At 65.9% G+C, this 17,535-nt stretch carries 16 protein-coding genes; 12 read left to right on the top strand and 4 right to left on the bottom strand.

All coding sequences use genetic code 11. The features are described 5' to 3' along the window. The first annotated feature begins 278 nt into the window (after positions 1–278). The 3 genes from recA to AX702_RS05245 all read left to right on the top strand — a co-directional run bounded on the left by recA (position 279) and on the right by AX702_RS05245 (position 3,464). Entirely contained in the window at positions 279–1,352 is a 1,074-nt protein-coding gene (gene recA / locus AX702_RS05255) for a recombinase RecA (protein ID WP_066777025.1), read from the top strand. Positions 1,353–1,893: 541 nt separating this feature from the next. After that, positions 1,894–2,835 (top strand): class I SAM-dependent methyltransferase, encoded by a 942-nt coding sequence (locus tag AX702_RS05250; RefSeq protein ID WP_231731730.1) that lies wholly within the window; start codon positions 1,894–1,896, stop codon positions 2,833–2,835. Continuing rightward, entirely contained in the window at positions 2,832–3,464 is a 633-nt protein-coding gene (locus AX702_RS05245) for a glutathione S-transferase family protein (RefSeq protein WP_066777023.1), read from the top strand. Before AX702_RS05250 ends, AX702_RS05245 begins: the two co-directional genes overlap by 4 nt. A gap of 104 nt (positions 3,465–3,568) precedes the next feature. Here AX702_RS05245 and AX702_RS05240 read toward each other — a convergent pair whose 3' ends face one another. Further along, entirely contained in the window at positions 3,569–4,921 is a 1,353-nt protein-coding gene (locus tag AX702_RS05240; protein WP_066777128.1) for a dicarboxylate/amino acid:cation symporter, read from the bottom strand. A 344-nt stretch (positions 4,922–5,265) separates the two neighbouring features. After that, a complete protein-coding gene (locus AX702_RS05235; protein ID WP_066777020.1) occupies positions 5,266–5,586 on the bottom strand; it encodes a YnfA family protein in 321 nt (106 codons plus the stop codon). A gap of 110 nt (positions 5,587–5,696) precedes the next feature. On the opposite strand from AX702_RS05235, the gene AX702_RS05230 reads away from it, so the two are divergent. After that, a complete protein-coding gene (locus tag AX702_RS05230; RefSeq protein WP_066777019.1) occupies positions 5,697–6,068 on the top strand; it encodes a DUF4440 domain-containing protein in 372 nt (123 codons plus the stop codon). Between the two features lie 384 nt (positions 6,069–6,452). Next, entirely contained in the window at positions 6,453–9,116 is a 2,664-nt protein-coding gene (gene alaS / locus AX702_RS05225; RefSeq protein ID WP_066777016.1) for an alanine--tRNA ligase, read from the top strand. A gap of 142 nt (positions 9,117–9,258) precedes the next feature. On the opposite strand, the gene AX702_RS05220 is transcribed toward alaS, so the two are convergent. Together AX702_RS05220 and AX702_RS05215 are read right to left on the bottom strand one after the other, a co-directional pair. Continuing rightward, the gene (locus AX702_RS05220; protein ID WP_066777012.1) at positions 9,259–9,810 is read right to left on the bottom strand and encodes a hypothetical protein; all 552 of its coding nucleotides are present in this window, start codon (positions 9,808–9,810) and stop codon (positions 9,259–9,261) included. A gap of 184 nt (positions 9,811–9,994) precedes the next feature. Next, positions 9,995–10,483, bottom strand: coding sequence for a DNA-deoxyinosine glycosylase (locus tag AX702_RS05215; protein WP_066777009.1), 489 nt, complete (start codon positions 10,481–10,483; stop codon positions 9,995–9,997). Positions 10,484–10,633: 150 nt separating this feature from the next. Between AX702_RS05215 and AX702_RS05210 the strand changes: the two genes are divergently transcribed. The 7 genes from AX702_RS05210 to AX702_RS05180 all read left to right on the top strand — a co-directional run bounded on the left by AX702_RS05210 (position 10,634) and on the right by AX702_RS05180 (position 17,533). Continuing rightward, complete coding sequence (locus tag AX702_RS05210; RefSeq protein WP_066777007.1) at positions 10,634–11,614, top strand: cysteine synthase A; 981 nt, start codon at positions 10,634–10,636, stop codon at positions 11,612–11,614. 17 nt (positions 11,615–11,631) lie between these two features. Continuing rightward, the gene (locus AX702_RS05205; RefSeq protein WP_231731729.1) at positions 11,632–11,949 is read left to right on the top strand and encodes a hypothetical protein; all 318 of its coding nucleotides are present in this window, start codon (positions 11,632–11,634) and stop codon (positions 11,947–11,949) included. Positions 11,950–12,259: 310 nt separating this feature from the next. After that, positions 12,260–12,763, top strand: a complete 504-nt coding sequence (locus AX702_RS05200) for a hypothetical protein (RefSeq protein WP_066777122.1) — start codon at positions 12,260–12,262, stop codon at positions 12,761–12,763. Beyond that, positions 12,760–13,734, top strand: coding sequence for a 16S rRNA (cytosine(1402)-N(4))-methyltransferase RsmH (rsmH, locus tag AX702_RS05195; RefSeq protein WP_082745985.1), 975 nt, complete (start codon positions 12,760–12,762; stop codon positions 13,732–13,734). Before AX702_RS05200 ends, rsmH begins: the two co-directional genes overlap by 4 nt. Beyond that, positions 13,735–14,394 (top strand): hypothetical protein, encoded by a 660-nt coding sequence (locus tag AX702_RS05190; protein ID WP_066777002.1) that lies wholly within the window; start codon positions 13,735–13,737, stop codon positions 14,392–14,394. Between the two features lie 5 nt (positions 14,395–14,399). Beyond that, positions 14,400–16,115: a peptidoglycan D,D-transpeptidase FtsI family protein gene (locus AX702_RS05185; protein ID WP_066776999.1), complete on the top strand. Its 1,716-nt coding sequence runs from the start codon at positions 14,400–14,402 to the stop codon at positions 16,113–16,115. Then, positions 16,112–17,533, top strand: a complete 1,422-nt coding sequence (locus tag AX702_RS05180) for a UDP-N-acetylmuramoyl-L-alanyl-D-glutamate--2,6-diaminopimelate ligase (RefSeq protein WP_066776996.1) — start codon at positions 16,112–16,114, stop codon at positions 17,531–17,533. Before AX702_RS05185 ends, AX702_RS05180 begins: the two co-directional genes overlap by 4 nt. Positions 17,534–17,535 lie beyond the last annotated feature (2 nt).

Below are 17,535 nucleotides of genomic sequence, written 5' to 3'. Positions count from 1 at the left end.
AGGGATTGATCCAGGCTCCTGGAGGCATCTCCCCGGCGAAGGCCAGGGGCTAGGTGGGGAAGCGTTGGCAAAATCCGGTGTGCCCGCCAGCTTTGTGGCGCAACTCGGCCCCTGCCTTCGTCGGGGAGGCGGATCAATCTGGCTGGATCAAACCCTAGCTAAAGCGCTTCGTCCAACAAAATACCTCTGTTCCACTCTTGTTCCATCGGAACAAAGGTAATACATGGCGTTCACGCGTTGAACGGTTCGCGCGCTTGCTTTAGCGAAAGGGCTTATCAATGGCCGCCAATCTGAAGGTGATCCCGAACAACATGGCAAGCGCGAACTCGGATCGTCAAAAGGCGCTCGACGCCGCCCTCGCGCAGATTGATCGCGCGTTCGGCAAGGGCTCGGCAATGAAGCTGGGCCAGAAGGAGGCGATGAAGGTCGAGGTGGTGTCGACCGGCAGCCTCGGGCTGGACATTGCGCTTGGCGTCGGCGGCTTGCCGCGCGGCCGTATTGTCGAGATCTTCGGCCCGGAATCCTCGGGCAAGACCACGCTCGCGCTACACGCCATTGCTGAGGCGCAGAAGGCGGGCGGCATGGCCGCGTTCGTCGACGCGGAACACGCGCTTGATCCCAGCTATGCCAAGAAGCTTGGCGTCGACATTGATGAGCTGATCGTTTCCCAGCCCGACACCGGCGAGCAGGCGCTGGAAATCGTCGACACGCTGGTGCGCTCCAACGCCATCGACGTGCTGGTGGTCGATTCGGTCGCCGCGCTGGTGCCGCGTGCGGAAATCGAGGGTGAGATGGGCGACAGCCACGTCGGCCTTCAGGCCCGCTTGATGAGCCAGGCGCTGCGCAAGCTGACCGGCACGATCAGCCGTTCGCGCTGCCTCGTCATCTTCATCAACCAGATCCGCATGAAGATCGGTGTGATGTACGGCTCGCCCGAAACCACGACCGGCGGCAACGCGCTGAAGTTCTACGCCTCCGTGCGTCTCGACGTGCGCCGCACCGGCTCGATCAAAGATCGTGACGAGGCGACCGGCAACCAGACCCGCGTGAAGGTGGTGAAGAACAAGGTCGCACCGCCGTTCAAGCAGGTCGAGTTCGACATCATGTTCGGCGAAGGCATTTCCAAGCTCGGCGAGGTCATCGACCTGGGCGTGAAGGCCGGGCTCGTTGAAAAGTCCGGTTCCTGGTTCAGCTATGATTCGATCCGCATCGGCCAAGGCCGGGAGAATGCGAAGAATTACCTGCGCGAGAACAAGGAAGTCGCAGAGCGTCTGGAGCGGTCCATCCGCATGCGCCAGGAAGGCCTCAGCGAGGAGCTGATGGCTGGTCCGTCGGAAGACGACGACATCTGATCCGCCACCCGCGGCAAACATCATGAAGGGTCGGTCACCGTCAGGTGATCGGCCCTTTGCTTGTTGCGAGCCTTCTCATCAGCAGGCTGCATCGCGGTGCGCGGACACGAAAGAGCGGGCGCGTCGTCCGAAGCATCAGATCTAAATCACCGCCCCCGTAGGCGCGACGTTGCAGATCTCACCTTCCTCATGTCGGGCTTGGCTCGGCATCCGCAGGGCAGTTGAGGATCTGCGGCAGAGAGCCCTTGCCTACGTTAGAAAGTGGCGGAGGCTCGACCGATCCCGCGCGCATTTGCGCGATAACGCGGGCGGGGTCCCGTTCCCCGCCGTTGGCGGGCTCTGGCGCCCTGCGCCGAATTCCCCGGATCATAAGATCCACCAAATGGCAGACCGCAAGCGCTGGTCCGACCACACGCGATCTTCGCAAGCTATTCCGCAGCCATTCTTTTTGGCCACGCATGCGCAAAGGACTGATCTCGTCCGCGCTCCTGGACGCCGCGGACCCTACAGCCCGGCCCATCGGGATGGGCGCGCTCCCACGATGCCCGACAGCCACGACATCCGCGTCACCGTCGCTGCCCTTTCCCTTTGCCAGTCGGCACGGCACATCCGTTTCGACAATGAAAGGACCATGTTCATGACCGCCGCTCCTGACTGGCAGACTCGTGTCGGCGACGTCTGGGCCGCCGAGTGGCGCCGTACGGATCGCAGCTTCGCCGCGCTCTCGCGCCAGCTTGACGCCGCCATCCTCGCCCTCGCTCCCGAAACCGGCCATGCGGTCGATCTGGGCTGCGGCGCCGGGGTCACCAGCCTCGCCTTGGCTGCGGCACGCCCTGGACTCGACATCCTGGGTGTCGATCTTTCCGCCGCCCTGATTGCCGTGGCGCAGGAGCGGGCGGCGCAGCATGGGCTGGATAATCTGCGCTTCGCCACCGGCATGGTGCCGCAGGCGCTAGATGCCCATGCCCCGTTTGACCTGGCCGTCTCGCGTCACGGCGTGATGTTCTTCGATGATCCCGCCGCCGCCTTCCGCGGCATTGCGGCGGCCCTGAGCCCGGGAGCGCCTCTGGTCTTCTCCTGCTTCCGTGCCGCGGCAGAGAACCCCTGGGCCTCGCGCACCATCGCGGCGATCGGCGGCCGGCTCGATTCACCGATCGGCTACGCTCCCGGTCCCTTTGCCTTTGCCGATCCTGATCGGGTGGAACGGCTGCTGCTGGACGCCGGCTTCGTCGATGTGGCGCTGACGCCCACCGATTATCTTTATCGTGCCGGCGAGGGGCGGGACGCCGCCAGCGATGCTGCCGATTTCTTCCGGCGCATCGGTCCCGTGTCCCGCGCTCTTGCCGAAGCCGCTGATGCCGACCGCCCGGCACTGCTGGAGCGGTTGCGCGTTGTGCTTGCCGAACAGGTGACGGGGGAGGTGCTGGACTTTCCCGCCGCTGCCTGGATCGTCACGGCGCACGCGCGGGGGAAAGCCACATGATCATCGTTCACCATCTGGAAAATTCTCGGTCGCAGCGGGTGCTGTGGATGCTGGAGGAACTGGCGCTCCCCTATGAAGTGCGCCGCTACGAACGCGACAAGAAGACGATGCTCGCCCCGCCGGAGCTTCGCCAGGTGCATCCGCTCGGCAAGTCTCCGGTGATCGAGGACAGCGGCGATGGCGGGCGCGTGATCGCGGAAACGGGCGCGATCGTCGAATATCTGGTCGACAAGGCCGACGGTCGGCTCGGTGCGCCGGCGAACCGGACGGCGGCGCTCGATTACCGCTACTGGCTTCACTATGCCGAAGGCTCGCTGATGCCGCCGCTGCTCGTCACCCTGGTGCTCAGCCGCGTGCCCTTGTTCGGCAAGACGGCGCAGAAGCGGATCCGCCCCTGGATCGAAACCCATCTCGATTTCGTGGAGGCGCATCTGTCCAGGCATCAATGGTTCGCCGGCGATGCGCTCACGGCGGCTGACGTGATGATGAGCTTTCCGCTGGAGGCGGCACGCAGTCGTGCCGGCCTGAATGCCTCCCGTCCCGCGACGATTGCCTGGCTGGAAAAGGTTCACGCTCGCCCGGCGTATCAGGCGGCGCTGCGCGCGGGAGGACCGTATGATTATGCCTGAGCCGCAAAGGGCCTGACGCGCGCGGGAGGGAAGGGCGCGGCGCTCGTCAGGCGCCCGCCGCCGTCGCCTGCCGCGCCCGTTTCACGCCGGCATATCGCACCCGCTCAGGCGTGCCGGTCGGCCGTGCCGAGCGACGGCGTATCGTGCAGGCTGTCCGTGGCATGCGCCGGGCCATGCCCGCTCGGCGCGGCGGGGCCCTCGATGGCATCCGGCTCGAGCGGATCGAGCTTGCCCTCCCATTTCGCGATCACCGCGCTCGCCACCGCATTGCCGACGACGTTGGTGGCGGAACGGCCCATGTCGAGGAAATGGTCGATCCCCAGGATGAGCAGCAGCCCGGCCTCCGGGATGTTGAAAAAGCCAAGCGTTGCCGCAATCACCACCAGGCTGGCGCGCGGCACGCCGGCGATCCCCTTGCTGGTGATCATCAGCACCAGCAGCATGGTGATCTCCTGCCCGAGGCTGAGATCGATGCCATAGGCCTGCGCGATGAAGATCGTCGCGAAGGTCATGTAGATCATCGAGCCGTCGAGGTTGAAGCTATATCCCAGCGGCAGCACGAAGCTGGCAATGCGCGGCGGCACGCCGAACTTGTCCAGCGCCTCCAGCGTGCGCGGATAGGCCGCTTCGGACGAGGCGGTGGAGAAGGCGAGCAGCAGCGGCTCGCGCACATAGCGCACCAGCAAGGTCGTGCGGCGGCCAACGATCACGTAGCAAATGCCGATCAGCAGCAGCCACAGGATGATCATGCCAAGGTAGAAGGTGCCCATGAAATAGGCGAGATTGCCGATGATCGACGGCCCGCGCTCGGCCAGCGTGCCGGTCACCGCGGCGAACACCGCGAGGGGTGCCAAGCGCATGACATAATTGGTGACGGTCAGCATCACCTGCACCAGCGCCTCGATCCCGCGCACCAGCGGCGCGGCCTTCTCGCCCACCGCCGTGATGGCGACGCCGATGAAGATCGAGAAGATTACGATCTGGAGGATCTCGTTCTTCGCCATCGCGTCGATGCCGGAGGCGGGGAAGACGTGGGTGAAGAAGTCCTTCAGGTTGAAGGCCGCCTTTTCCACCCCGCTTGCCTCGGTCACCGGCGGGATCGGGAAATCGAGGCCGACGCCCGGCTGAAACAGGTTCACGAGGAACAGGCCGAGGGTGAGGCTGACCAGGCTGGCACAGATGAACCAACCGACCGCGCGGATGCCGATCCGCCCCAGCGCCGCGGTGTCGCCCATATGCGCGATGCCCGCCACGAGGGTCGCGAAGACCAGAGGCGCGATGATCATCTTGATCAGCCGCAGGAACACCGCCGTGACGATCGAGAAATAGCCGGCGATCTCGCTCAGCCGGGCGGCGGCGGCCGGCGAGCCATCGTCGATCAGCCCGTTCAGCGACAGGCCGAGCACGATGCCCGCCACCAGGCCGATCATGATATACAGGGTCAGCCGCTTGGCCATGTATGCTCCGTCATCGTGGAACCGCCGCATCCCTGGATTGCACCCTGTCGGCGCTCCTTCGGGAAGGATGCGGCTCTTCGGCAGGCATGCGGCGGACGGCGACGGCTGTTTTGCACGGTGAAGGGGATTGCCGGGGCTAGGTCAAGCCCGCGCATCAATCGCGCAGCACCGATGGCGTCGCGATCGCCTTGCCAAAACGGCCGATACGTGGCGACAGCGCCGCACTTTACGGCCCTGCTCCCGCCGTCACAGACCGCTGTTGCCAGATTTACCTGAGTTGAAACAAGCAACGCCGGCGTCCCAGCCGAGGCCGGTGCGCTGGTCCGGATCAGGTGAATCTGGCTCTAGCTGCGCGGCGCCCACAGGATGATCGCCGCACCGACCAGGCAGATACCGGCACCGGTCAAGTCCCAGCGATCCGGCCGCACGCCCTCCGCCAGCCAGAGCCACACCAATGCCGTGGCGATATAGACGCCGCCGTAAATGGCATAGGTGCGGCCGGCGTGATCGGCATCCACCAGCGTCAGCAGATAGGCAAAGAGGCACAGGGCGGCGACACCGGGCACCAGCCACCACGGCGACCGATCGAGCCTCAGCCATGCCCAGAAGCTGAAGCAGCCGGCAATCTCCGCCACGGCCGCACCGATAAGGGCAAAAAGGGACATGCGCTCGCTTGTGCCGCAAGCGGAACGGCCGGGCCAGCCGCCCGCTGATCATCGTGCAGGGAACGATCGCGGCGGCGCTTCGCTCTTGGGCCAAGAGGAGATGACGGACCATGGAAGACGCACGCATCTGGAGCTTCGAGAAGAGCCTGTGGACCGGCGACGCGGATGTCTATCGCGAGCTGGTCGATGATGAATGCGTCATGGTGCTGCCGGCGCAACCCTTCGTGTACAAGTCAGACGCCGCGATCGAGGCGGTGGCGAATACACCGCGCTGGTCGGATGTCGACTTCAGCGAACAGCAAGTGATGCGCCCGCAGGAAGGGCTGATCACCATCGCTTACAAGGCAGCGGCTCACCGCGATGGCGAGGATTATGTCGCTTATTGCACCACCACGATGCGGCGGCTGGAGCATGATGTCTGGCGGGTGGTTCAGCATCAACAGACGCTGCCCCCGATCGCGGGCGGCGCCGCCGAGGGCTGAGCGGCCCATTCCACAATATGGCGTCATGCTGAATGCGTTCAGCGTCCACCGTGCCGCTACTGCGTGATCCAGCCAGTTTGATCCGCCTCCCCGTCGAAGGCCGGGGCCAGTTACGGAACAAGGCTGGCACGCAATGCGATGCCGAGGACGATGTCGCCTATTCCACCACCACGATGCGGCGGCTCGAGCATGATGTCTGTAGGGTTGGGCAGCGTCAGCAGTCGATGCCCCGATCGTAGGCGCCGCCGCCAAGGGCTGAGCCGCGCATCCGTGACGGCCTAGGGAGAAGGGCAGCACCGTCATCTGCCCCAACCACGCGCGCACGACATCCCGCCCGAACACAAACGCTAGTCACCGCGCGCATCCCCTATTAAGTCGCGGGTCATGACCTCGACGAATGACATCCGCCGCAGCTTCCTCGATTACTTCGGCTCGGCCGGGCACAGCATCGTGCCCTCGGCGCCCCTGGTGCCGCAGAACGATCCCACGTTGATGTTCGTCAACGCGGGCATGGTGCCGTTCAAGAATGTCTTCACCGGGCTCGAGACCCGCCCTTATTCCACCGCGGTCAGCGCGCAGAAGTGCGTGCGCGCGGGCGGCAAGCACAATGATCTCGACAATGTCGGCTATACCGCCCGGCATCACACCTTCTTCGAGATGCTCGGCAATTTCTCGTTCGGCGATTACTTCAAGGAACAGGCGATCACTCACGCCTGGACGCTGCTGACCAAGGAATGGGGGCTCCCCGCCGATAAGCTGACCGCAACCGTCTATCACACCGACGATCAGGCGTTCGATTTGTGGAAGAAGATCGCCGGTCTTCCCGATCACCGCATCATTCGCATCCCGACCAAGGACAATTTCTGGGCGATGGGCTCGGATGGTCCGTGCGGGCCGTGCAGTGAGATCTTCTACGATCATGGCGATCATATCCCTGGTGGCCCTCCCGGCTCGCCGGACGAGGATGGCGACCGCTTCGTTGAGGTGTGGAACCTCGTCTTCATGCAGTTCCTGCAGGAAGCGGACACGATCGTCGGCGATCTGCCGCGCCCGTCCATCGACACCGGCATGGGGCTGGAGCGGATCGCAGCCGTCATGCAGGGCGTGCACGACAATTATGATACGGACACGTTCAAGGCGCTGATCGCGGCGTCGGGGGCGCTGACCCATACGCCGACGACCGGGGACAATCAGGCGAGCCACCGCGTGATCGCCGATCACCTGCGCACGTCCGGCTTCCTCGTCGCCGATGGCGTGCTGCCGGCCAACGACGGTCGCGGCTACGTTCTTCGTCGCATCATGCGCCGCGCGATGCGCCATGCGCATCTGCTCGGCGCCAAGGAGCCGTTGATGCACCGCCTGGTGCCGGCGCTGGTCGCCGAGATGGGCGCCGCTTACCCTGAACTCGTCCGCGCCCAGCCGCTGATCGAGGCGACGTTGCAGCAGGAGGAAACGCGCTTCCGCCAGACGCTCGACAAGGGCCTGAAGCTGCTCGACGAGGCGACGGCGGGCATGAAGCCGGGCGACGTGCTGCCGGGCGAAACCGCGTTCAAGCTCTACGACACCTTCGGCTTCCCCTATGACCTGACAGAAGACGCGCTGCGCGCCCAGTCGTTCGGCGTCGACCGGCTCGGCTTTGACGCCGCCATGGCCGAGCAGAAGCGCGCCGCTCGTGCTGCGTGGAAGGGTTCGGGTGCCAAGGCGTCCGACGAATTGTGGTTTGACCTTGCCGAGGAAGTCGGCGCGACCGAGTTCACCGGCTATGCCAGCGATGTGGGCGAGGGCGTGGTGCTTGCGCTCGTCAAGGATGGCACGCGGGTGCAGAAGGCGGCGGCCGGCGACGAGGTCGACGTGATCGTCAACCAGACGCCCTTTTATGGCGAAAGTGGCGGGCAGGTCGGTGATGCCGGCACGATCGGCAGCGACAATGGCCTGGCTGCCGAAGTGCGCGATACGTCCAAGCAGCTCGGCAAGCTCTGGGTCCATCACGCGACGCTCAGCGCCGGCGATATCAAGGTCGGCGATACGGTGAAGCTCGCGATCGACGTCGCCCGCCGCGCCGCGATCCGCGCCAACCATTCCGCCACTCACCTGCTGCATGAGGCTTTGCGCCAGCGGCTCGGCACCCATGTCGCGCAGAAGGGCTCGCTTGTTGCGCCCGATCGCCTGCGTTTCGACGTCAGCCATTCGAGTGCGATGAGCGCCGAGGAACTGGCCGATGCCGAAGCTGCGGTGAACGCCAAGATCCGCCAGAATGGCGCCGTCACTACCCGGCTGATGACGCCGGACGATGCGATCGCGATGGGCGCGATGGCGCTGTTCGGCGAAAAGTACGGCGACGAGGTTCGCGTCGTGTCGATGGGCACCGCGGATGGCGGCGAAACCTATTCGATCGAGCTTTGCGGCGGCACCCATGTCAATGCGCTGGGCGACATCGGACTGTTCAAGGTGATCGGCGAAGGTGCGGTTTCGTCTGGCGTCCGCCGGGTCGAGGCGCTGACCGGCGAGGCCGCGCGTGCCTATCTCTCGGCTCGCGACGACAAGCTGCGCGAGGCCGCGTCTGCGCTGCGTACCACGCCTGATGAGGTGCCGGGCCGCGTCGCGTCGCTGCTCGAGGAGAAGCGCCGGCTGGAGCGTGAGCTTGCCGAGGCCAAGAAGGCATTGGCGATGGGCGGCGGCGCCGGCGGTGCGCCGGCCGGTCCGGAAACTGTCGGCGGCGTGGCCTTTGTCGGCCAGGTGCTGAACGGCTTCGAGGCCAAGGGTCTGCGCGGCGCCGTGGACGATGCCAAGAAGCGGATCGGCTCGGGTGTCGCGGCGCTGGTCGCGGTGAACGATGGCCGCGCCACGGTCGCGGTTGGCGTCACGGATGATCTGGTCGCTACCTACAATGCGGTCGATCTGGTGAAGCGCGCCGTGGCGGCGGTCGGTGGCCAGGGCGGCGGCGGGCGGCCCGATATGGCGCAGGGCGGCGGCCCGGATGGTGACAAGGCCGATGAGGCGCTGTCGGCAGTGCGCGTGGCGCTGGAAGAGGCAAAAGCGGTCGCCTGAGGCGCTGACTGACGGCGCCGCGCTTCCCCGAACGCGCGACGTCCGACAATGCTGGCCGTAAATCTCCGCTTCCGGCCTGTTTTACTCTGAAAGCAGGCCGTAGAATAAGGCCGCGGGGCTGATCTGCCCCGCGGCCGTTCGTTCATTTGGGGGCCATTGCCGCGTCAAGCTGCGCGGCGGTCATGCCGATCGTCACACCCTTGGGGCCCGGGCCGAACGATCCGATCGGGAGGCGTGCGTCGCCCTTCGCCGTGGTGAGCGTCACGAATTCCGCTTCCACGGCCTTGATCGTCCCGAGCGACGTGCCGGCCACGCCGTATACGGTGGCGCCCGTCGTCAGCTGCGACTGGAAGCTCTGCGCGGCCTGCGCGGCGCCCTGTCCAGCTGCCGCCTCCAGCTCTGCCTTGGTCATGGCAAGTACCGGACCATTGGGCCCTTTTCCGAAAGAGCTGAGCGGAATTGCCGCCTTGACGGTGCCCGTGTCGACCACCGCATTGGTGCCGTCCGTGGAGGCGACGGTGCCGACGGTGCCGCCCTGCGCGTCATAGATGGTGGCGCCGACCGTGGGCGCAGCGCCGGCCGCCGGGGCTGCCGCGGCGGTTGCAGGAGCGGCAGGGGCGGGTGCCTGGGTGTCCTGCGCATTGGCGGCAAGCGGCGTGGCCGCAGCAAGCAGCAGAAATGCGTAACGGTGCATGGTCACTCCTCGTGATTGTTCAACATGGCAACGAGGCCGCCGCGTACCGGTTCCGCGCAAGCCACACTCGGCGGGTCGAGCCCTCCGGAGGGTGAGCGGAGCGCGTCTCGCCAGCTTCTGCAGTTATCCGGCGCCGCCGCAGGTCGGGGTCAACGCTATATGCCGACGCGTTTCTCGAGCATTTTCAGTCGAGGTAGGCGGCGATCGCGTCCCATGCCGGCTGCTTGGCGGTGCGCCCGATCGTGTGGAGCGGACTGGACGAGGGCAGGGCAAGCACCGCAAGACCCCGCTTCGCGATCAAAGGTCGGCCCAGCGACAGTGCTTTCCCGCCATTGAAGGCGACCGCGCGCAGTTCTGGCAGCCGATCAAGCAAGCCCGGAAGGTCGTTCGCGGCCGCGTCCCGGATCGTCGCGTCCGTGCTGCCGATCCGCCGGGCGCGCGCGACGACGTCCCACAAGGCGATGCCCGCCGCCCGGAGCGCGTCGAGCCTCGCCTCATAGCCCATGTTCGTGAGGTCGAGGCGCACGACCGGCCCCATGAGGTCCCAGAACTGATTTTGGGGATGTGCATAATAACGACGTTCGGCCAAGCTTCGTTCGCCCGGAAGGCTGCCAAGAACGAGTACGCGGGCATCGGGCGCGACGACGGGCGGGAAAGAGGATTTCAACGTCACGCTTCTTCGCCTCTCGACCTGAGCGACTTGCCTGACAATCGTGCGTAAGTGATTGAATACCGTCCGATGCAGGTGTGAGTAGCAAGACTATCGGGTCGCAAAGAGCAAGCCGCGGTTGCCGGGTCGAGCCCGCCGGGCCATCTATAGATCATGCACACTGCTCCAGATACGCTTTCGCTCATTGGTCACACACCGCTCGTCCGCCTCAAGGGCCCTAGTGAGGCAACAGGTTGCGACATCTTCGGCAAGTGTGAGTTCGCCAATCCCGGCGCCAGCGTGAAAGACCGCGCGGCGCTATTCATCGTCGAGGATGCGGAGGCGCGTGGCGCTCTTCAGCCCGGCGGTACTATTGTGGAAGGGACGGCCGGCAATACCGGCATTGGCCTGGCGCTGGTGGCGAACGCCAAGGGTTATCGCACCATTATCGTGATGCCGGACACGCAATCCAAGGAAAAGATGGAGACACTGCGGGCGCTCGGCGCCGAGCTCGTAACGGTGCCGGCGGCGCCTTATTCCAGCCCCTGTCATTTTGTGCACCAGTCCCGCCGCATCGCGGAGGAAACGCCCGGCGCCGTCTGGGCTAACCAGTTCGACAATATCGCCAATCGCCGCGCTCATATCGTCGGTACGGCAGAGGAGATCTGGGCGCAGATGGACGGACGGATCGACGGCTTCACCTGTGCCGCGGGTACTGGTGGCACCATTGCCGGGGTTGGGCTCGGCCTCAAGGAAAAGGATGAAGGCATCACGATCGCGCTCAGCGATCCGCATGGCGCGGCGCTGTACGAATATTATGCCCATGGCGAGTTGAAGAGCGAGGGCTCGTCCGTGGCCGAGGGCATCGGTCAGGGGCGCATCACCGCGAACCTTGAGGGTGCGCCGATCGACACACAATTCCGGATTTCGGATGCCGAGGGCCTGGAGTGGGTCGACCGATTGCTGTCGGAGGAGGGGCTGTGCCTTGGGCTGTCATCCGGGATCAACGTCGCCGGCGCGGTCCGCCTCGCCAAGGCGTTGGGACCTGGCAAGAGAGTGGCCACGATCCTGTGCGACACCGGCTTTCGGTACCTGTCGACGCTCTATGACCCGACCTGGCGCGAGTCGAAGGGATTGGCGTCGGCACGGTCTTGACAAGCAAAATTCGACAAGTGCGTGACCCCGCGCTAGAGTCGCGGCACGTGATGAAGCAAGGCGCAACCTCCAGCCAGGCAATGCAGCGCGTTCGGGTCGGCATGGTCGGCCTCGCCGCTGTGATCCTTCTGATCGGCTTGGCCAGCGCGCTGTTCAGCGCCGCGAACCGTCAGCAGCCTGCCTCGGCCGCGACCAGCGCGGCCGAGGTCGCCAACATGACGGCCGTCAACACGACCTCGCCGATCGACGACGCCGACAACGAGCCACTTGCACAACTCGGCGTGGCCCCGAGCACCGCTGAGCCGACTCCTGCTCCCGCCGAGATGCCGCAATGATTCAGGGATGCTTGGGGAAATCATGGGCGGGCGCCCCGTTCCGGCGCTGTTTGGCCGAGTTTTTGTTCGCTGCGGGCGGAACTGATCATGAACGCTGGGCAAACTGTCTGGCCGAGAGTGGAAGATTCTCGCCAGGCTGAGTTCGTTTCCCCGATTTTCCCCGAATTTCCCTTCCCATCCCCGACGGTCGCTGGTACTTGTTTAGCGACAGAGGGGCAGGACCACTGTTGTCTGCAAGTTGCGACAGCCGGAGGGCGGTGAAGGCCGCTTTTCGGGACAGGGTCTCTTGCGCGCCTTGTGCGAGGTGGGCGTGTCGGAACGGGTGGATTATCTTGGGAAGGGGGTCGGCCTTGTCGATGACAAGGGCCGTGTCGCCATTCCTAGCACCCTACGGGCAGCCCTCGCCCAGAATGCGCCCCGGCCTGACGGCAAGGATGGCGGCACCGTATTGGTTGGGGTCCACCCCGATTTCCCCTGCCTGATCGCGCATGATCGCGGCTATATCGAATTCGCCAAGAACCAACTGATCCAGCGCCAGAACGAGGCCGGCACGCACACCGGCTCCGCTGCTTATTACGCGCCCCGCATGCGCGGCGCGTCCGTCGAGCCGGTGCCGTTCGATGGCAGCGGCCGCTTCATCCTGCCCGCGGCCGAGCGCGAACTGGCGACCATCAGCGACATCGCGTTCTTTCTGGGCGATTATGAAAGCTTCATGATCTGGGATCCCCGTGCGCTGATTGCGCACGATGGCGTCGACGAGATGGTGAAGCGTCACGCGACCATCATGTGCCGCGACAAGGGCATCGCGCTGTGAGCGGCGCGCCTCACATCCCGGTCCTGCTGGAGGAAGTGCTGACGGCGCTCGCCCCTGCGCCTGGCGAAACCATGGTCGATGCCACCTTTGGTGCCGGGGGATATACCCGCGCATTGCTCGGGCTCGGCGCGCGCGTGTTCGCCTTTGATCGCGATCCTGACGCGATCTCGGCAGGGCGCGAGCTGGAAAAGTCCGAGGCTGGCCTGATCCTCGTGGCATCGGAGTTCTCCCGGCTGGATCGGGAGCTGGCCGCGCGTGGTGCAGCGCCGGTGGACGGTATCACGATGGATATCGGCGTGTCGTCCATGCACCTCGACCAGGCGGCGCGCGGCTTCTCGTTCCAGCAGGACGGGCCGCTGGACATGCGGATGAGCCAGGAAGGGGAAAGCGCCGCCGACTTCCTCAACAATGCCGATGAGGCGGACATCGCGGACGTGCTGTGGCGCTATGGCGAGGAGCCGAAGTCGCGGCGGGTGGCGCGCGCGATCGTGGCGGCACGGCCGCTAACGACGACTGGCGATTTCGCCCGCGTGGTACGCAAGGCTCTGGGCCATCGACCGCATGACAAGAAGGATCCGGCGACCCGCGCTTTTCAGGCGGTGCGCATTCATGTGAACCGCGAGCTTGATGAGCTGGCGGCCGGGCTGGCCGCGGCGGAGCGGGCGCTCGCGCCGGGCGGGCGGCTGGCGGTCGTCAGCTTTCACTCGCTGGAGGATCGCATGATCAAGCGTTTCCTTCGCGAGCGGAGCGGCGGAACGCCGGCGGGATCGCGTCATCGGCCGGCGGCCGTGGATACGCGCCAGCCGACATTTGAGGTTCTCGGGCGGGCGGTGCGTCCGACGGCGGCGGAGGTGGCGCGCAATCCGCGTGCCCGATCCGCGACCCTGCGGGCGGCGCGCCGGACGGCTGCGCCGGCATGGGGCGAAAGCGAAATAGATGTGGCGGGGCGGGCTGCGAGTGGAGACGAGTAAATGACGGCGGCGTATCGACTGAAAGGACTTGGGTGGTTCGGCGGCGTGGTGATCGTGTCGCTGAGCTTCTATCTCGTCAGCCTGCAGGTGGCCGCTGAGCGAAAGCGGCTGGCGCAGATCGACGCCAAGATCAGCTCGGCGGAGCGCGATATCCGCGCGCTCGAGACGGAGTTCGACGTGCGGTCAAATCTCGCCCAGCTCGAGCGCTGGAACGGCGATACGCTGGCGCTGGTCGCGCCGACCGCCTCGCAGTTCGTGCGCGACGAAGCGCAGCTTGCCGCCATCAGCTTCCGCCCGGGATCGTTGCTGCCCGGAGGAGGCGAGGGTGACGTTCAGACCGCTCAGCTGATCGTTCCTGCTCGCCCTGCTGAGATCGCGCCCGCCGTAGTTGAGGAGATGCCCGCCGCATCGACTGCTACTCTGGTTCAGGTCGCCGCCAGGCCCGCCGCTCCGCGCCCTTCGGCGGTCAAGGTGATGGCTGCGGTGACGGAGCCGGCTCGTCCCGCGATCATCAAGGCGTCGGTGACCGCAGCGGGTGCGCCGACCGCTTCCATCCGCAAGGCGCACGCGGTCGCGATGCTGGACAAGTCGCTGCTCAGCGACGCGACGCTTGGTGATCTGATGAGCGGCGCTCGCAGCGAGCGGGGCCGCTTGCGTTGACCACAATGGTCGCCCGGGCAGCGCGCCCAGCGCGCGTGAGCGAACAGCGCCAGGCGCTGCTTGCGACTCAGCACATGCGCCTCATGGTGCTGTTGCTGCTGTTCGGGGCGGCGATCCTGCTGGTGATCGCGCGCCTGGCGATGCTGGCCTTCGATGGCGGACCGCAGCGGACCGCCGCCATCAGCACGGCGCCGCGCGGCGACATCGTTGATCGCAATGGGCAGCAACTCGCACGAACGATCGACGCGTGGACGATCGGTGTCCATCCGCGTCGCTTGCTGGGCGACCGCAGCGATATCGCGAAGAAGCTGGCCGACCTGATGCCGGATATCGGCGACCAGCATCATTTCTATCGCCTGATCACCAAGGACGTGAACTTCACCTACCTGAACCGCCGGGCGTCTCCGGCGCTGGTTCAGGCGGTGAATGCCATCGGTGAGCCAGGCATCGTGTTCGATCGCGAAACGCAGCGCCTGTACCCGCAATCCACCCTGGCGGCGCATGTGCTCGGCTACATCGGCACGACGCGGAAGGATCCGACCGTTCATGGCCGGCTGGGCATGGAGCGGGCGCTGGACGAGCGCCTCTTGAACCCGGCCATGTCCGCTAAGCCAGTGATCCTGTCGATCGACAGCCGCGTTCAGGCGGCGATGGAAAGCGAGCTTGGCCAATCGATGGCGAGCATGCAGGCGCGCGCCGCCGCCGGCGTGGTGCTCGACGTCGATACCGGCGAAGTGATCGCGATGGTGTCGCTGCCCCTGTTCAATCCCAACCGGGTCGGCATGGCCGGGATCGAGCAGCTTCGGAATACCGTCACCCAAAGCGTGTACGAGCTGGGCTCTGCCTTCAAGCCGATCGCCATGGCGACCGCCATCGACAATGGCGTGGTCACGGACATGTCTCGGCGTTTCGATGCCACCGCCCCGCTGCAGGTGGGTCGTTTCCGAATCAAGGACGACCATGCGCAGAACCGCTGGCTCAACATCCCCGAAACGCTGATCCACTCTTCCAACATCGCCACCGCGCGCATTGCGGATGAGATCGGTGCCGAGCGGATGCAGATCATGTTCCGCAAGCTCGGCTTCGATACCAAGCCCGACATCGAGCTGGTCGAGAAGGGGCGCCCGCTGTGGCCGCACTTCTGGGCCCGCACCACGGTGATGACGACGGCTTATGGGCATGGCATCGCCGTGACGCCGCTTCACCTTGCCAATGCCTATGCGACTTTGGTCAATGGCGGCGTCTGGCGGCCGACGACTCTGCTGAAAGTCGCACCTGGCGCGGCCCCGAAGGGCCGCCGGGTGATCAGCGAGACGACCAGTGCCCGCATGCGGCAGCTGCTCCGGCTGATCGTGACGGACGGGACCGGGCGAAAGGCAGAGGCACCCGGCTATCGCGTCGGCGGCAAGACGGGCACCGCCGAAGCGGCCGAAAAGGGCGGCTATGCGCACAACCGCAACGTCTCGACCTTTGCCGCGGCCTTCCCGATGGATGCACCGCGCTATGTCGTGCTCACCATGATGGACAGTCCGAAGCGCGTGGAGGCAAACCTCTTCCAGACCACGGCTGCCTATACCGCCGCGCCAGTCGTCAGCCGCGTCATCAGCCGTACCGGCGCGATGCTGGGGGTCATTCCGGACGCGCAGCGGGACATCGATGTTCGCGAGCTGCAAAGCCTGCTCTGGCACGCGCCCGGCAACAAGAAGGTGGATGCCGAATGAAGCTCGGCGAGCTCACCGGGAACGGCGAAGCGGCAACGGTGACGGGCTTTGCGATCGATCATCGCAAGGTCGCGCCGGGTAATGTGTTCGGTGCGTTCGAGGGCGCACGGGTCAACGGCGAAGACTTCATCCCCGCGGCGATCGCCGCCGGTGCAATTGCCGTGGTGGCCCGGCACGAGGCCGAGGTGAAAGGCGCCGCGCATATCGCGGCAGACAATCCGCGCGCCTGCTTTGCTGATCTGGCGGCGCGCTTCTTTGCGCCGTTTCCCGCCACGTGCGTGGCGGTGACCGGCACGAACGGCAAGACCTCCACCGTTGAGCTCGCCCGCCAGCTCTGGCGAATGGCGGGCCATTCAGCAGCGTCGATCGGCACCTTGGGCGTCACCACGTCCGATGAACGGGTAGGTACCGGGCTGACGACGCCGGACGTGGTCACCTTCCTGTCCAATGTCGCCGGACTCGCGCGTGAGGGCGTCACCCATCTCGCGTTCGAAGCATCCAGCCACGGACTGACCCAGTACCGCACGGAAGGGCTCCACGTCTCGGCTGCGGCGTTCACCAATCTCAGTCGTGATCATCTCGACTATCACGGTGACATGGCGGCATATTTCACCGCCAAGCTGCGCCTCTTCTCCGAAGTCCTCGCGCCCGACGGCACGGTGGTCGTGTGGGTGGACGATCCGCATTCGGAACGCGTCGTCGATCTGGCGCGCGCCCGTCGCAACGGCCTGCTGACGGTTGGCGAGCACGGGGACGACCTACGGTTGATTTCACGCGACCCGACGTTGCTGGGGCAAGGCCTGGTGATCCTGGCCGGGGGAGTGGAACATCGCGTCACCCTGCCGCTGATCGGTGCCTATCAGGCCGCCAATGCGATGATTGCGGCGGGCCTAGTGATCGCCACGGGCGGCGACACTGCCCAGACGATCGCCGGGCTTGCACGGTTGCAGCCGGTGCGCGGGCGGCTGGAGCGCGCGGTAATCGCGCCGAGCGGCGCGCCGGTCTATGTCGATTACGCGCACACGCCCGATGCGCTGGAGGCGGCCATCGCCGCGCTGCGGCCCCATGTGGCCGGCCGTCTCATCCTAGTGTTTGGTGCCGGCGGGGACCGTGACCAGGGAAAGCGGGAGCCGATGGGGCAGATCGCGGCCGCACATGCGGATCTCGCAATCGTGACTGACGATAACCCCCGCAGCGAGCAGCCGGCGGCGATCCGCGCCGAGATCCTGAAGGGCGCGCCGGGCGCCATTGAATGCGGGGATCGGCGCGAGGCGATCCGGCGCGCGGTTCGGGAGGCGAACGCAGACGATATCGTGCTGATCGCCGGGAAGGGGCACGAACAGGGGCAGATCGTCGGCGATCTGGTGCTCCCGTTCGATGACGTCAATGTAGCCAGGGAGGTGGCAGGTGAAGCGTAAGT

The organism is Sphingomonas sp. CCH5-D11 (assembly GCF_001557395.1).
In the GTDB taxonomy this organism is placed as follows: domain Bacteria; phylum Pseudomonadota; class Alphaproteobacteria; order Sphingomonadales; family Sphingomonadaceae; genus Sphingomonas.
This window is presented reverse-complemented; position numbering and strand designations above follow the sequence as displayed.

Coding starts and splice junctions, on each gene's coding strand:
- recA (WP_066777025.1), top strand. CDS start 279: ATGGCCGCCAATCTGAAGGTGATCCCGAACAACATGGCAAGCGCGAAC.
- AX702_RS05250 (WP_231731730.1), top strand. CDS start 1,894: ATGCCCGACAGCCACGACATCCGCGTCACCGTCGCTGCCCTTTCCCTT.
- AX702_RS05245 (WP_066777023.1), top strand. CDS start 2,832: ATGATCATCGTTCACCATCTGGAAAATTCTCGGTCGCAGCGGGTGCTG.
- AX702_RS05240 (WP_066777128.1), bottom strand. CDS start 4,921: ATGGCCAAGCGGCTGACCCTGTATATCATGATCGGCCTGGTGGCGGGC.
- AX702_RS05235 (WP_066777020.1), bottom strand. CDS start 5,586: ATGTCCCTTTTTGCCCTTATCGGTGCGGCCGTGGCGGAGATTGCCGGC.
- AX702_RS05230 (WP_066777019.1), top strand. CDS start 5,697: ATGGAAGACGCACGCATCTGGAGCTTCGAGAAGAGCCTGTGGACCGGC.
- alaS (WP_066777016.1), top strand. CDS start 6,453: ATGACCTCGACGAATGACATCCGCCGCAGCTTCCTCGATTACTTCGGC.
- AX702_RS05220 (WP_066777012.1), bottom strand. CDS start 9,810: ATGCACCGTTACGCATTTCTGCTGCTTGCTGCGGCCACGCCGCTTGCC.
- AX702_RS05210 (WP_066777007.1), top strand. CDS start 10,634: ATGCACACTGCTCCAGATACGCTTTCGCTCATTGGTCACACACCGCTC.
- AX702_RS05190 (WP_066777002.1), top strand. CDS start 13,735: ATGACGGCGGCGTATCGACTGAAAGGACTTGGGTGGTTCGGCGGCGTG.
- AX702_RS05185 (WP_066776999.1), top strand. CDS start 14,400: ATGGTCGCCCGGGCAGCGCGCCCAGCGCGCGTGAGCGAACAGCGCCAG.
- AX702_RS05180 (WP_066776996.1), top strand. CDS start 16,112: ATGAAGCTCGGCGAGCTCACCGGGAACGGCGAAGCGGCAACGGTGACG.